Below are 14,417 nucleotides of genomic sequence, written 5' to 3'. Positions count from 1 at the left end.
CGCGCAGACGGGTCGAAGGCCTGTTCCACCGTGGTCGTGGCTGCCCCCTCCCGGCGCTCCCGGTCAGGGGTTCACGCCGGGAGGGAGCGCGTCGCCGGGATCAGGGGGCCCTGGACCGCGCGGTGCGCGCGGGGTTCCGTGGTGTTCGTCCAGCAGGAGCCCCGGCGGGACATGAGGCGGCGGAGCCAGAGTTCGGTGGAGACGAGGTCGGCGAGACCGTCGAGGGGGACGGGGGCGCCGTCCGCCGCCGTGCGGAGGGCCTCGCGGACCACGCGCGCCTCGATCAGGCCCGCGTCGGCGAGCAGCGGGGCGTCGAAGAGGGCGATCAGATGGGGGAGCGCCGCGCGCAGACCCGCGCGCGTTGCCCCGGCCGGGACCGCCGGGTGGGGGGCGCCCCAGCCCGGTGGGAGGTCGTGGATGCCGGCACCGGACAGGACCGTGCGCAGGACCCCCGCGCGGGCGTCCGGCTGGACCCGGAGCGATTCCGGGAGGGCGCGGCAGGCACGTACGACCTGGTTGTCGAGGAAGGGGGCGTGCAGCCGCTGACCGCGGATCTCCGCGGCCTGTTCCAGGACCCTGTGGTCGGCCGCCGCACGCGCGAGCGCGGCACGCGCGCGTGCTTCGCCCGGGCGCTGGACGGAGGTCGGCAGGGTCGCCGCCCGGTTCAGCCGAACCGATACTTCCGCCAGCGCCTCCCCTGTCATCCAGCGCGCCGCGGGACCCGGCCGGGACCAGGTGAGCGCCGAGAGGGACGCCTCCAGGGGGCCGAAGCCGTCCGGGGCCGTGCGGTTCGCCTCGAGGACCCGCTGGGCGGCCGCCTCCAGGCCCGTCCGGTACGGGGTTCGGGCCAGCTTCCGCGCCGCCCGGTACACCGTCAGCGGCACCAGGAGCGAGCCCGCCGACGGCCCCGAGGCCTTCGCGAGCGCCGTCACCGGACGTACCAGGGAGCGGCGCCTGCGGTCCATCAGGAGGTCCGCGAGCCGCGCCGGGTGCGCGTCCAGGACTTGCTTGGCGCCCATGCCGGTGAAGTGGTCGGCGCTGCCGCCCGCGAGCCGCCTCCGGTGCCGTTCGGCCGTCACGAGGGAGGGCCCCGGCTCGTCCGTGAGCGGTCCGTCCAGAGCGGCGTACGGGAGCGCCTCCTCACCGCCCGCGACGACCACGTGGTGCAGCCGCGGGTCGGCCGCGATCACCCCGGCCCGCTTCAGCTCGTCCTCCCGCTCCGAACCCGCGCGCGTGGCCAGGTCGTTGAAGGTGACGGCGAGCAGCCGCTCCCCCGCGCCCGTGCCCTGCCCGGTGATCGTGCCCGGCACCCCGGGGAGACCCGCCGCGAGCAGCGCGAGGGTGCCGGAGGCGCTGCCGCCCGACAGGTCGGCGCCGATGCCGGGCGCCGGGCCCGCGCCCCGGGCCGCGCGCCGGTCGGCGGGCCCCATGCCGGGCACCGGTCCCGGGTCGGGCAGCGGGGCCTCGGGCGCGTGCCGCGGGGCGGTGAGCCGCGCGCGTACGGCTTCGATCAGGGCGTCCCTGACGCCCTCGACGGCCTGCCGGGGGTCGGTCTCGGCCGCCGCGACCGCGAGCGAGGCGACCTGCTCGTACCCGGTGATCTCGCGCGAGCCCTCCCGCAGGATCAGCGCGTGGCCCGGCGGTACCCGCCTGACCCCCTCGTACGGGGTGGAGTCGCGCAGCGCCTCCGGGGTCTCCGGGCAGGCGAGCAGTGCTCCGAGATGGCCGATGTCCAGCTGGGCCTCGACCAGGTCGGCGAGGGGCAGGGCGGCGGTGGCGAAGGCGGTGCCGCCCGCCCACGGGGTGTGGAACACCGGCCGGGCGCCCGCGAGGTCACCGGTGACGGTGACGCGGCGGCCGGCCTTGACGACGGCGGTGTAGCTTCCGGGCCACGCCGTGAGATGCCGCAACGCGCCCCCGCGCGCGGTGAGCAGGCCGATCCGCAGTTCCTCGTCGCTCGCGGCGCAACAGCCGAGGACGGCGAGACGGGTGTGGTCGTCGACGGCTACGACCCGCACCTCGTCGGGGCGCCAGTCGCCGACCGCCCACAGCGGATCCGGGTCGCCCCAGAGGAGTTGTGCGCCGACCGGTTGCACCGTGCGCCCCTCGGTGGCGGCCGCGCGGCCGTAGCCGTAGCCGTAGCCGTAGCCGTTCGACGCGCCCCCGTAGCCGCCGTTCGAACCGCTGCCCGGTCCGTGGCCAGAGCCGTGGTCGGAGCCTGAGCCGGAGACGTAGCCGGCGGTCGGGTCCGGGACGTGGCCGGCGCCCGGTCCGGAGCCGTATCCGCCGCCGTACGAGCCGCTCACCGAGCCCGCCCGGGTCCCGGAGGTCGTTGCGAAGCCCGCCGCGACACTGCTCCAGCCCACCAGCCATCGCATCGGCGCCTCCACATCCGTTTCGGTGGGAGACATGCTGCCACGACAACGGCGCACGGGGCGGAGTCCGGGTGCACGCGCGCGAAAGCCGAATGCGCCCCTGGCATGGGCCAGTTGAACACCGGCGTCATTCGGCCAAATATCGCCCCTCTTCGGTGGGGGTGAGAAGCGTCCGGGGCACCCGCCCACGTACACCGCTTCACACCGGCCACCGGCAGCCCGGGAGGCGCTCCCGCCTCCCGGCGCCGTCCGCCGCCCGCGGGGAATGGGGCGGCGGTATCCCCCAGCCCACTGGTCCGGGACACTCTCCCGGCCGAGCGGGCCGACCCACGCGCTACTCATGGAAGCGCTCCCCCGGCCATGCCGAGAGAGCGCACGGCCGGGCGCACGGCCACACGGCGGGAGCACGAGCCGGTCCGCCAGGCCAGGCTGTCGGTCTTTCACACAACAATCTCGCCATACGGAACACCGCCCCTTAACGGTAGGGATGCGGCGAACTACGCTGTGTTTACGAATGCCGCACGCCTATGCCCGGCGTCGTGGCGGCCGTCTGGGTTGTCGAGGGGTGGCGTCATGTCCAGGGAGCAACGCGGGCCGAACGAAAAGCTCGGCACGGTTCTCGCCCTCGCGGGAATCAGCAACGCCGGGCTGGCCCGGCGCGTCAACGACCTCGGTGCGCAAAGGGGCCTGACGCTTCGGTACGACAAGACCTCGGTCGCCCGGTGGGTGTCGAAGGGCATGGTGCCGCAGGGCGCCGCGCCGCATCTGATCGCCGCCGCGATCGGGCAGAAGCTCGGCCGGCCCGTGCCGCTGCACGAGATCGGGCTCGCCGACGCCGACCCCGCGCCCGAGGTGGGCCTCGCGTTCCCGCGCGACGTGGGCGAGGCGGTGCGCTCCGCGACCGACCTGTACCGGCTGGATCTCGCCGGGCGGCGGGCCGGCGGGGGCGGGATCTGGCAGTCGCTCGCCGGCTCCTTCGCGGTGAGCGCGTACGCGACGCCCGCGTCCCGCTGGCTGATCACCCCTGCCGACCCGTCGGTGGAGCGCGAGGCACCGCGCCCGCCGGGGGCCGGGATCACGGGCGGAGGCGTCACGGGCGGCGCGGCGACGGCCGCGGCCGTCGGCGAGCACGTGCGCGTGGGGCACAGCGACGTCGCCAAGCTCCGCGAGGCCGCCGAGGACGCGCGCCGCTGGGACTCCAAGTACGGCGGCGGGGACTGGCGCTCGTCCATGGTCCCCGAATGCTTACGCGTGGACGCGGCCCCGCTGCTGCTCGCCTCGTACTCCGACGAGGTCGGCCGGGCCCTCTTCGGCGCGACCGCCGAGCTCACCCGGCTCGCCGGCTGGATGGCCTTCGACACCGGGCAGCAGGAGGCCGCCCAGCGCTACTACATCCAGGCGCTGCGGCTCGCCCGCGCCGCCGCCGACGTGCCCCTCGGCGGCTACGTCCTCGCCTCGATGTCCCTCCAGGCCACCTACCGGGGCTTCGCCGACGAGGGTGTCGACCTCGCCCAGGCCGCGCTCGAACGGAACCGGGGGCTCGCCACCGCTCGCACCATGTCCTTCTTCCGGCTGGTCGAGGCACGCGCGCACGCGAAGGCCGGCGACGGGGGCGCCGCGGCGGCCGCGCTCAAGTCCGCCGAGGGCTGGCTGGAGCGCTCCCGGGAGGGCGACGGAGACCCGACCTGGCTGGGCTTCTACTCGTACGACCGGTTCTGCGCCGACGCCGCCGAGTGCTACAGCGACCTGAAGGCGCCCCGCGAGGTGCGCCGCTTCACCGAGCAGGCGCTCTCACGGCCGACGGAGGAGTTCGTCCGCTCGCACGGGCTGCGCCTCGTGGTCTCCGCCGTCGCCGAACTGGAATCGGGCAATCTGGACGCCGCCTGCGCGGCCGGCACGCGCGCGGTGGAGGTGGCGGGGCGGATCTCGTCGGCGCGGACCACGGAGTACGTACGGGATCTGCTGCACCGGCTGGAGCCGTACGGGGACGAGCCCCGGGTCATGGAACTGCGGGAGCGGGCCAGGCCGCTGCTCGTCACACCGGCGTGAGGAGCGGGGGCGCCGCTCGTCGCCCCCGACGCGACGGGCGTGACCTGCGTCTCGTGACGTCGCGCGAGGTTTCACGGGATTGTCAGTGGGCCAGTGCACTATCGGGGGTGGGAGGTGGCGCTGGTGTTTGACTGTGACGTGCTGGTGATCGGCGGCGGGATCGTCGGTCTGTCGACGGCGTACGCCCTGACGCGCGCCGCTCCCGGCACCCGGGTCACCGTCCTGGAGAAGGAGCACGCGCTCGCGAGCCACCAGACCGGGCGCAACAGCGGGGTGATCCACAGCGGGATCTACTACCGGCCGGGGTCGCTCAAGGCGCGCTTCGCGGTCGAGGGCGCGGCCGAAATGGTCAAGTTCTGTGCGGAGTGGGACATTCCGTACGAGGTGACGGGCAAGCTCGTCGTCGCCACCTCGCGCGAGGAGCTGCCCCGGCTGCACGCGCTCGTGCAGCGCGGCAGGGAGAACGGCATCCCGGTGCGCGAGCTCGGCCCCGCCCAGATCAGCGAGTACGAGCCCCGGGTGCGGGGCCTGGCCGCGATCCACGTCGGCACGACCGGCATCTGCGACTACGGGGCGGTGTCCCGGCGGCTCGCCGAATCCTCCCGGGCCCGGATCCTCTACGGGGCGGAGGTCACCGTCATCGACCGGCGGCCCTGGGGCGTCGCCGTCCGCACGGCGGACGGCCGCGTGGTGCGGGCGCGGGTCCTGGTCAACTGCGCGGGGCTGCACTGCGACCGGATCGCGCGTCTCGCGGGCGACGACCCGGGCATGCGGATCGTGCCCTTCCGGGGGGAGTACTACGAGCTGCGGGACCCCTCTCTCGTGCGGGGCCTCGTCTACCCGGTGCCGGACCCGGCCTTCCCGTTCCTCGGGGTGCATCTGACGCGGGGCATCGACGGCGGCGTCCACATCGGGCCGAACGCGGTCCCGGCGCTCGCCCGCGAGGGGTACGGCTGGTCCGTCGTCCGCCCGCGCGAACTCGCCGGCACGCTCGCGTGGCCCGGCTCGTGGGCGATCGCCCGGGCGCACTGGCGGTACGGAGCCGGTGAGCTGCGGCGGTCGGTGTCGAAGCGGGCCTTCACGGAGGCGGTACGGCGACTGCTGCCGGTGGTGTCGGAGTCGGACCTGAGACGGGCGGACGCGGGAGTGCGGGCGCAGGCGGTGCTGCGGGACGGGACGCTGGTCGACGACTTCCTGATCCGGGAGGCCCCGCGGACGGTCCACGTGCTGAACGCGCCTTCGCCCGCGGCGACGGCGTCCCTGCCGATCGGCCGAGAGGTGGCGGGGAGGGCGCTGGCGCGGCTGTAGCCCACCGCCCGGCGGGCGGCGGGGTTCGCCGTAGGATTGGGGCATTGTGTCTGAGCAGCCAGAGAACTCCGCGCGTCCCACCGCCGACCCCGCCGAGACCGTCCGTCCCGTCTCGCAGCGGGGCAGTCAGCGGTTCGCGCCCGGTGAGGGGCCCCTGCCCGATCCCGCCGGGTCTCATCACGAGCGGCGGATCCGCAGTTTCCAGCCGCGGCGCAGCCGTGTCACCACCGGTCAGGCCGAGGCCCTGCTCAAGCGGTGGCCCGACTGGGGTCTCGACATCGACGGCAAGCGGGTCCTCGACCTCGGCGAGATGTTCGACGGGCTTCCCGTCGTCCTCGAGATCGGCTTCGGCATGGGCGAGGCGACCGCGCAGATGGCCGCCGCCGACCCCGGCACCGGCATCCTCGCGGTCGACGTCCACACTCCCGGTCAGGGCAATCTCCTCGGTCTCGCCGACCGGAACGGCATGACCAACGTCCGGGTGGCCAACGGCGACGCGATCATCCTGCTCCGCGAGATGCTCGACAAGGACTCCCTCGACGGCTGCCGCGTCTACTTCCCGGACCCGTGGCCGAAGGCCCGCCACCACAAGCGGCGTCTCATCCAGCCCGAGTTCCTCAGCCTCCTCGCGACCCGGCTCAAGCCCGGCGGCGTGCTGCACTGCGCCACCGACTGGGAGTCGTACGCCGAGCAGATGCTGGAGGTGCTCTCGGCGCATCCCGACTTCGAGAACACCCAGGCGGACGGCGGTTTCGCGCCGCGGCCCGACTTCCGGCCGCTCACCCGTTTCGAGGGGCAGGGGCTCGACAAGGGCCACGTCGTGAACGATCTCCTCTTCCGGAGGAAGTGACCCGGGGCCTTCGCACCGGGCTTAACCCTTTTCCCGGTGTCGGTGGCGGTCGTTAGGGTCGCTCACGTGTCCTTCCCCGACCCCACCGAAGCCGGTGCCGCTCCCGTCCCCCACCGGGACACCGAGGAGCCGGCGTTCCCGGCCGCCGCCGACCGGTCCCAGTGGCGCTACCGGCCCCGCCGGCACTTCTGGCGCAGCCGGCTGGTCCGGGCCGTCGCTCTCGTCACCGTGCTCGCGATCTGCGCGCTGTTCATCCTCGGGCTGGTCCGGGAGCAGACCGGCACCGAGGGCTTCCTCGTCGGTCTGGGCCTCGCCGTGCTTCCCGTACCGCTGCTGATGGCGGCGTTCCGGTGGCTCGACCGGGTCGAGCCCCGTCCGTGGAAGAACCAGCTCTTCGCGTTCGCCTGGGGCGCCTTCGCCGCCGCGCTCGTCGCGATCCTGGCGAACTCCTTCGCGGTCCGCTGGATCGCGACGGCCACCGCCGATCCCACCTCGGCGGACACCCTGGGCGCGACCGTCGTCGCACCCGTGGTGGAGGAGACCGCGAAGGCCGCCGCGATCCTGCTGCTGTTCCTCTTCCGCAGGAGGCACTTCGGCGGGCTCGTCGACGGGGTCGTGGTCGCCGGGTTCACCGCGACCGGCTTCGCCTTCACCGAGAACATCCTCTACCTCGGCAACGCCTTCGGCGAGGACCAGGAGTTCGGCGCCACCGGCCTCGGTTCGGTGACCGCCGCGACCTTCTTCGTCCGGGTCGTGATGTCGCCGTTCGCGCATCCGCTCTTCACCGTGCTCACCGGCATCGGCTTCGGCTTCGCCGCCCTCGCGCCGCGCGGCAGGCGTCTGCGCCGGGTGCTGCTGCCGTTCGCCGGGCTGCTGCTCGCCATGGGCCTGCACGCCGCCTGGAACGGCTCGGCCACCTTCGGCGGCCCGCTGGCCTTCTACGCGGTGTACGGGGCGCTCATGGTCCCGGCCTTCGGTCTGCTGACCTGGCTCGCGGTCTGGAGCCGGCAGCGCGAGCTGCGCACGATATCCGGCGAGCTCCCGGCGTACGCGGCGGCCGGGTGGCTCTCCCCCGCCGAGCCGCTCGCGCTCTCCTCGATGCGCGCCCGCCAGCTGGCCCGCTCCTTCGCCGCCCGGACGTACGGGCAGGCCGCGGCGCGGGCCGTCGGTGAGTACGAGTCCTTCGCGACAACCCTGGCGTTCCTTCGGGACCGGGCCCGCCGGGGGACGGCGGGGCCAGACTTCCCGGCCCGGGAGCAGGAGTTGCTGCACCATCTGTGGCAGCGCCGGGCGGTCGCGTCGCCCGCGCTCACGTACGCGGCGCGGGCCACGGGCCAGGTCTGGGCGCCGCCGCAGTACCTGGACTACGACGGCTTCAACCCGTACCGGAGCTAGAGCGTCTCTTGCACGGCTCTCACGGGTCGGGCAGGAGCCGAGGGGCGGCAGAGGGAGTGCCAGGCGTCGCGGGGCAGACGGGAGTGTGCCGACAGGCCCTAGCCGGCCGACGCCTGGGTCAGGAGTGCCAGCTCCGCGTCCGTGAGCGTGAGTTCCGCCGCCGCGACCAGCGCCGGGACCTGCTCGACCGTACGCGCCGAGGCGATCGGCGCCGCGACGGTCGGGCGGGAGGCGAGCCAGGCGAGGGCGACGGTGGCGAGTTCCGCGCCGTGCGCCTCGGCGACCGTGTCGAGCGCGGAGAGCACGGCCCGGCCCCGCTCGGTGTCGAGGTGCCCGCCGGCCCCGGCGGCGCGGGCGCTGTCGACGGTGGTGCCGGGGCGGTACTTGCCGGTGAGGAAGCCGGAGGCGAGGCCGTAGTACGGGACGGCGGAGAGCCCGGCCTTCTCGACGGTCTCCAGGAGGGGGCCTTCGTAGGTGTCGCGGGAGACCAGGTTGTAGTGCGGCTGGAGGGCCACGTAACGGGCGAGGCCCTCGGACTCGGCGAAGTCGAGTGAGGCGCGCAGTCGCTCGGGGGAGATGTTGGAGGCGGCGACGGCCCGTACGGTGCCGTCCTTCACCAGCCGGTCGAGGGCGGTGACGATCTCCTCGACGGGGACGGACTCGTCGTCGAAGTGCGTGTAGTACAGGTCGATGTAGTCGGTGCCGAGGCGGCGCAGCGACTCCTCGGCGGCCGCCTTGATCGTGGTGGCGGACAGTCCCTTGAAGTGGGGGTGGGCGCCGACCTTGGTGGCCACGACGACCTCGGCGCGATTGCCGCGCGAGGCGAGCCAGCGGCCGATGACGGTCTCGGACTCGCCGCCCTCGTTGCCCTCGGCCCAGGCCGAGTAGACGTCGGCGGAGTCGACGAAGTTGCCGCCGGCGGCGGTGTAGGCGTCGAGGACGGCGAAGGACTGGGCCTCGTCGGCGGTCCAGCCGAAGACGTTGCCACCCAGGGCGAGCGGGAAGACATGCAGATCGGAGCTGCCCAGCGGGCGGAGAGTCGTCATGGTCGAGACAACCGTCCGCGCCGCCGGCGCTATTCCGTGAGGGCCGTTCCCGTGGGCGCCGTCCGGGGCCGTCCGCCGGGGCCGTTCCCTCAGGCACGTTCCCTCAGGACCGTTCCGTCGGTTCTCGGGGCGGGTGGAGGGGTCAGAGGGTCAGGCCCTTGGAGCGCAGCCACTCCGCCGGGTCGAGGCCGGAGCCGCCGGGCGTGTGCACCTCCATGTGGAGGTGGGCGCCGGTCACGTTGCCGGTGGCACCGACGCGGCCGATCGTCTCGCCGGTGCCCACGGTCTGGCCCGCGGAGACGGTCATGGACGACATGTGGGCGTACCAGATCTCGGTGCCGTCCGAGAGCTCCAGGACGACGCGGTAGCCGTACGAGCCGGACCAGCCGGCCGACTTGACGGTGGCGCCGTGGACCGCCTTGAGCGGGGTGCCGGTGGGGGCCGCGAAGTCGAGGCCGGTGTGGTAGCCGGAGGACCACATCGAGCCGGACTGCATGTAGGTGGCGCTGAGGCTGTAGGAGGAGAGCGGCAGCGAGTAGCTCGCGGCCAGCTTGGCGAGGCGCTCGGCCTCGGCCGCCGCCTCGGCCTTCGCCTTGGCCTCGGCTTCCGCCTTCGCCTTGGCCTCCGCCTCGGCCTTGGCCTTCGCCTCGGCGGCCGCCTTCTCCGCGGCGTCGGCCTTGGCCACGGCCTCCGCCGAAGCCTTCTCGGCCGCCGCCTTCTCCGCCGCGGCCTTGTCGGCTGCGTCGGCGGAGGCCTGCTGCTGCTCGGCCTGCTGGAGGATGCGGGCGCGCAGGGCCTCGCCCGCGTCGTGGGCGCCGGGCGCGGACTGCGCGGCCGGGCCGTCCTGGGTGACCAGGCCGGCCTGCGTCATCCGCGGGGTGTGCGTGCCCTGCTCGTCGTCGAGGGTGGCGTACGTGGCGACGGTGAGCGGGTTCGGGTTGGCGCGGTCTGCGCTGACCGTCTCGTGGGTCTCCTCGGGGAGGAGGTCGCCGACGCCGGGCAGGTCGTGGGCGTCCGGCAGGTTGAGGTCGGGAAGGTCCGGGAGCGATATGGCCACCGGGGGCTTCTCCTGCGCGGTGGCGAGGCCGCCCGCACCGACGGCCGCGATCACACCGACGCCGAGGACGGTGGAGGAACGGGCGAAGTTGGAGCGCTGCTTGACGACACGGTGGCGGCCGCCGGAGCGGAGGGATCCCTCGGTGGGGTTCCACTCGGTGTCCGGGGCGGCAGGACCCGCACCACCACCGAAGGCATCGAAGGGGGCTTCGGGTGCGGGAGTGTTGGACGCCACGAAGGCGCGCTCCTTTCCTTCCTTCTCGCCTACCGGGTTAGCTGACGGGTTCGGAGCAGGAAGGTCTCCTACGGGCACGGTCGCACGAGTGCGAAGGGCCCGATTCACCCCAAGTAGTGGTTCCCCGGTTCCTTTTCAGGATTCGGCGCGTGCGCACGGTGCCGCCTCTTGCGACGGCTGGGACGACCGCGCTGCGTTATCGAACGTTAATAGACACGGGGTCCCGATTCCAAGCCGTTCCTCTTGATCATTCATTGAATTGGGAGGGAATGGTCCGAGTTGACCCCCCTTCAGTAAGGGACGCCGAAACCCTCGCGATCTGACGTTATGTCAATTGTTATCGCAGTGACACCTCGCGACTACGGCCGGTGACCGGACCCGCCGCGGGGCCCTCAGGGCCTGCCCTGCGGCACCACGGGCATGGTCCGACGCCGCTCCGGCTGCCCCGTCGCGGGACGGCTCACCGCGAGCAGCGCCATGTCGTCGGTCGACCCGCCTCCGGTGTGCAGCCGTACGTCGTCCACGAGAGCGTCGAGGAGTTCCTCGGGCCCGGGGAAGATCCGCCCGGCGAGCCGTTTCCCCGGGTCGTAGAAGACACCCTCGGCGTTCCGCGCCTCCGAGAGACCGTCGGTGTAGAAGAGCAGCGTCGCGCCCGGCGGGTACGGCCGCGCCTCGGCCCGGTCCGGCCACGCCGCCAGATCGCCCATCCCGAGCGGCAGCGCCGCCTCGCCCGGCTCCAGCGTGTCCAGGCGCCCGTCCGTGTACAGCATCAGCGGAGGCGGGTGCCCGCGGTTGACGACCCGTACGAACCCGTCGAAGGTGCCGCTCCCGTCACCGCGCGGGATCTCGGCGAGGACGGCCGTGGTGAACCCCTCGAAGGCGTCGAGCCCGTGCCGGCGGGTGCCCTCCCGGGCGAGGGCCCGTTCGAGCCGCTGTGCCACGCCCTCCAGGGTCCGCTCCTGCTCGGCCGCCTCCCGGAACGCCCCGATGACGACGGCGACGGCCTCGACCGCGTCCATGCCCTTGCCGCGGACGTCGCCGACCACGAGCCGTACCCCGTAGGGGGTGTCCTGGACGGCGAACAGGTCGCCGCCGATGAACGCGTCCGCCTGCGCCGCCTCGTACCGCGCCGCGCACTGCAGTCCGCCGATCCGCTCGGCGGGCGTCGGGAGCACCGCCTTCTGCGCGGTCTCCGCGATGACCCGCGCCGAGGCGAGCCGCTCGCCGCTGCGGAGGACGACCCGGTTGATCAGCATGGCCAGCGCGGCGACCGTGAACACGGTCAGGAACTCGGTCAGCGACGAGACCTGGTTCGCGGTGCCGTTGTAGAGGTGCAGCCCGACGGAGGCGAGGACGGCCGCGATCCCGGTGAGCAGCGTGGTGAGGGTGGAGAAGAACGGTGCCGCGATCAGCGGGGCGGCGGAGAACAGCGGCGCCGCGCTGTACTTGGGCGGCGTCAGGACGTCGAAGAAGACACCGCCCACGATGATCAGCGGCGGCAGCGCCCGGATGAACCTCCGGGCGCCCCCGTACGAGCGGCGGGGGTCGCCCGTACGCCGCCCGTCGGTCACTCCTGGAGGGTGCCCCACCTGTGGTCTCCTGCCCGGTCCGTACCCGGCCGCGGCCCGTACCGCGCCCTCCCAGGGTGGCCGTCGCCGCCCGGGGCGGCGACCTCCGTGGGGCCGACTGGCGTACGGACCGGGGCAGGGCCCGGCCACGCGCGCGTGCGGGCACCACGCGGTGGCGGACGGCCCGGCCACGCGGGCGGAGGGAGGCGGCCCCGCCACGCGCGCGGGGGTCAGTCGGTGGCGGTCCCCTCCGCCAGCCGCCCGCCCCGCGCCAGGAGCGCCATCGCCGCCGCGCACCCCAGCCCCACCGCGCAGAGCGCGAGCCACGGCACAGCCGACCACCCGGTCACGTCGAGCAGCGCGCCCGTCCCCAGGTTCCCGAGGGTGATCCCGATCCCGCACACCGTGTTGTAGAGCCCGTAGTGGGTGGCCACCCAGCGCCCCCGGGACAGCGCGACGACCGTGTCCATCTCGTACGGGTAGAGCACCGCGTTCGCGACGGCCAGGACCGCCGCGCACAGCAGCAGCCCCACCAGACCCCGGCCGAGGGCCGCCGGGAGCAGGAAGGCCCCGCCCATCAGGGCGAGCCCGAGGACCAGACACCGCTCCCGGCTCAGCCGCCGCTTGCACCAGGCGGTGATCCGCAGCTGCCCGGCGAGCGCGACCAGGGCGGACACGACGAAGAGCGCCGTCGTGGGCCCCGTGCCGCCGGCGGCGAGCGGCAGCGCCAGATAGACCTGGAAGGACAGCACGTACGAGCCGGTCATCGCGAGCGAGAACAGCCAGAAGGTGCGGTGCGAGAGGACCGTGCGGAACTGCCCCGTCCCCTCCCCGTCCCGCTCCCGCCGCTCGCCCCGTGCGGGCATGAACCGGAGCTGGACCAGCGTCAGGCCGGCGAACAGCACCGCCGCCACCACGCACGTCAGCCGGAACGACACCCCCGTCAGGGCCACCCCCACGAGCGGACCGAGCAGGATGCCCGCCTGGTAGTAGACGTTGAACAGCGCGAAGGCCTCGACCCGGCGCTCCTCCCCCGCCTCGGCCGCGAGACAGGCCCGGACGGCGGGGTTGAACAGCGCCCCCGCGAGCCCGGTCGCGAGGGAGGCGGCGATGAGCATCGGCAGCGACTGCGCGAACGCCAGGGCCCCGAAGCCGAGCGTCCTCAGGGCGCAGCCCGCCACGATGAGCGGCTTGAAGCCGAGCCGGTCGGCGAGCGCCCCGCCGACGAGGAACATTCCCTGCTGGGACAGGTTCCGGGCGCCGAGCACGAGCCCGACCGCCCAGGCCGCCATGCCGAGACCGTCCGCGAGGTGCGCGGCCAGGTACGGCATGAGCATGTAGAAGCCGAGGTTGATGGTGAGCTGGTTGAGGAACAGCAGCCGGACGGCCGGTTCGAAGGTGCGGCTCTGCCTCCAGACGCCGCCCCGGGGAGGCGCTGTCGTCGTGGTCACCGCGCGGCCTCCGTCCGGTCCATGACCCTGCGGGTCCAGCCGCTGACCGTGTCCGCGGAGACGTACCCGGCGGGATCCTCCCGTACGGGCCCGTCGAGGAGGCCGTGGGCCGCGCAGAACTCGTCGTTGAAGACGGTGTCGAAGTACCGCTGCGGCCCGTCGGGGAAGATCGCCGCGATCCGTGTCCCGCGCGGCCGGGTCCGGGCCAGCCACCGGGCAACCAGCGCGACCGCGCCGACGCTCCAGCCGCCCGTGGCGAACTGACGCGAGGCCAGGCGGCGGGCCGCCCGTACCGCCTCGGCCGGTCCCACCCAGTGGATCTCGTCGAAGGCGCCGTGGTCCACGTTGCCCGGGTGGATGGAGGAACCGAGCCCGCGCATCAGCCGCTCCCCGGCCGGCAGGCCGAAGACGGTGGAGCCGACGGAGTCCACGCCGACGAGTTCGAGCGCGGGGCTGCTGGTGGCGCGCAGGGCCCGGGAGATCCCGGCCGAGTGGCCTCCGGTGCCGACCGCGCAGACGAGGACGTCGATCCGGTCGAGCTGCCCGGACAGCTCGGCGGCGAGCCCCGCGTACGCGTCGGGGTTGTCGGGGTTCCCGTACTGATTGGGCCACCAGGCCCCGTCGAGGCTCACGAGCAGCTCGGCGACCCGGTCCATCCGGGCCTGCTGCCAGCCGCCCCGAGGGCTCGGCTCCCGTACGACATGGACCCGGGCGCCGTGGGCGACGAGCATCCGCTCGACGATCGGTTCGAGGCCGGGATCGGTGACGACGTGCACCGGATGGCCGTGGAGGACCCCGGCGAGGGCGAGCCCGAGGCCGAGGGTTCCGGAGGTCGACTCGACGATCGGCGCGCCGGGCCGCAGCTCACCGCGCCGGCGGGCCTGCTCGACCATGTAGAGGGCGGCGCGGTCCTTGATGCCGCCGAAGTTGAAGCCTTCGAGCTTGGCCCAGTAGCCGTCGTCCGTGCGGAGGACGGGGGTGTTGCCGACGGTCTGCTCGGCGACGGGCAGCAGGCTGCCGGACAGCAGGTTGTTCATGGGTGGGACGTCCTTGGGGAGTACGCGGAAGGGGGCCTGGTCACGCG

10 protein-coding genes and 1 riboswitch are annotated in these 14,417 nt (G+C 74.0%); of the genes, 4 read left to right on the top strand and 6 right to left on the bottom strand.

Going from position 1 to position 14,417, the window contains the following annotated elements:
• Positions 1-71: 71 nt before the first annotated feature.
• Positions 72-2,378, bottom strand: coding sequence for an asparagine synthase-related protein (locus OG392_RS19570; RefSeq protein ID WP_443055084.1), 2,307 nt, complete (start codon positions 2,376-2,378; stop codon positions 72-74).
• A 570-nt stretch (positions 2,379-2,948) separates the two neighbouring features.
• On the opposite strand from OG392_RS19570, the gene OG392_RS19565 reads away from it, so the two are divergent.
• The 4 genes from OG392_RS19565 to OG392_RS19550 all read left to right on the top strand — a co-directional run bounded on the left by OG392_RS19565 (position 2,949) and on the right by OG392_RS19550 (position 7,977).
• The gene (locus tag OG392_RS19565) at positions 2,949-4,424 is read left to right on the top strand and encodes an MFS transporter (RefSeq protein ID WP_329281121.1); all 1,476 of its coding nucleotides are present in this window, start codon (positions 2,949-2,951) and stop codon (positions 4,422-4,424) included.
• Between the two features lie 123 nt (positions 4,425-4,547).
• Complete coding sequence (gene lhgO, locus OG392_RS19560) at positions 4,548-5,732, top strand: L-2-hydroxyglutarate oxidase (protein WP_329281119.1); 1,185 nt, start codon at positions 4,548-4,550, stop codon at positions 5,730-5,732.
• A 46-nt stretch (positions 5,733-5,778) separates the two neighbouring features.
• Entirely contained in the window at positions 5,779-6,582 is an 804-nt protein-coding gene (trmB, locus tag OG392_RS19555; protein ID WP_329281117.1) for a tRNA (guanosine(46)-N7)-methyltransferase TrmB, read from the top strand.
• Positions 6,583-6,648: 66 nt separating this feature from the next.
• Positions 6,649-7,977, top strand: a complete 1,329-nt coding sequence (locus OG392_RS19550) for a PrsW family intramembrane metalloprotease (protein WP_329281115.1) — start codon at positions 6,649-6,651, stop codon at positions 7,975-7,977.
• A 98-nt stretch (positions 7,978-8,075) separates the two neighbouring features.
• On the opposite strand, the gene OG392_RS19545 is transcribed toward OG392_RS19550, so the two are convergent.
• The 5 genes from OG392_RS19545 to OG392_RS19525 form a co-directional block, all read right to left on the bottom strand.
• Positions 8,076-9,023: an aldo/keto reductase gene (locus OG392_RS19545; protein WP_329281112.1), complete on the bottom strand. Its 948-nt coding sequence runs from the start codon at positions 9,021-9,023 to the stop codon at positions 8,076-8,078.
• A gap of 142 nt (positions 9,024-9,165) precedes the next feature.
• A complete protein-coding gene (locus OG392_RS19540) occupies positions 9,166-10,314 on the bottom strand; it encodes a M23 family metallopeptidase (RefSeq protein WP_329281110.1) in 1,149 nt (382 codons plus the stop codon).
• Between the two features lie 11 nt (positions 10,315-10,325).
• A riboswitch (cyclic di-AMP (ydaO/yuaA leader) is annotated at positions 10,326-10,472 on the bottom strand.
• 234 nt (positions 10,473-10,706) lie between these two features.
• On the bottom strand, positions 10,707-11,903 hold the full coding sequence (locus OG392_RS19535; protein ID WP_443054817.1) for a PP2C family protein-serine/threonine phosphatase: 1,197 nt from the start codon (positions 11,901-11,903) through the stop codon (positions 10,707-10,709).
• A 209-nt stretch (positions 11,904-12,112) separates the two neighbouring features.
• A complete protein-coding gene (locus OG392_RS19530; RefSeq protein WP_329281106.1) occupies positions 12,113-13,333 on the bottom strand; it encodes an MFS transporter in 1,221 nt (406 codons plus the stop codon).
• Entirely contained in the window at positions 13,330-14,370 is a 1,041-nt protein-coding gene (locus OG392_RS19525) for a PLP-dependent cysteine synthase family protein (protein ID WP_329281105.1), read from the bottom strand. The genes OG392_RS19530 and OG392_RS19525 overlap by 4 nt, the downstream gene beginning before the upstream one ends.
• Between the last annotated feature and the right edge of the window lie 47 nt (positions 14,371-14,417).

The sequence above is a fragment of the Streptomyces sp. NBC_00691 genome (genome assembly GCF_036226665.1).
Classification (GTDB): Bacteria; Actinomycetota; Actinomycetes; order Streptomycetales; family Streptomycetaceae; genus Streptomyces.
This window is presented reverse-complemented; position numbering and strand designations above follow the sequence as displayed.